At 64.1% G+C, this 429-nt stretch carries 1 pseudogene; it reads right to left on the reverse strand.

The window, feature by feature from the left end:
• Window positions 1–419, reverse strand: a pseudogene (locus tag RNC47_RS37070) (cytochrome P450); the annotation flags it as partial.
• Between the last annotated feature and the right edge of the window lie 10 nt (window positions 420–429).

Below are 429 nucleotides of genomic sequence, written 5' to 3' on the forward strand. Positions count from 1 at the left end.
TCCTCGACCGCCGTGGACAGCAGCCCCGGGTCGGCCACCAGCCGAGCGAGTTCGTCCGGGTGCTCCATCAGTGCCAATGTGCCCGCCGAGACCAGGTTGCGGGTCGTGTCTCCCCCGGCATTGATCATCAACAGGAAGAACATGTTGAACTCGAGGTCGGTGAGGCGCCGGCCGTCCACCTCGGCATCGAGCAGCGCGGTCGCGATGTCATCGCCGGGTTCGGCACGCTTGCGTTGCGCCAGCGCAGAGGCGTACTCGAACATCTCGATCTGAGCCTGCAGCACCGTATCTGTGGCTTCACCGACGTGCTCCGAGTTCATCGTTTCCGTGAGGTGGTACAAGCGGCGACCGTCCTCGTGGGAGATGCCGAGGAGTTCGGCGATCACATACGACGGCAATGCGCCCGCGATGTCGGACACGAATTCGCAC

Source organism: Streptomyces millisiae, from assembly GCF_031845425.1.
Lineage (GTDB): Bacteria > Actinomycetota > Actinomycetes > Streptomycetales > Streptomycetaceae > Streptomyces > Streptomyces millisiae.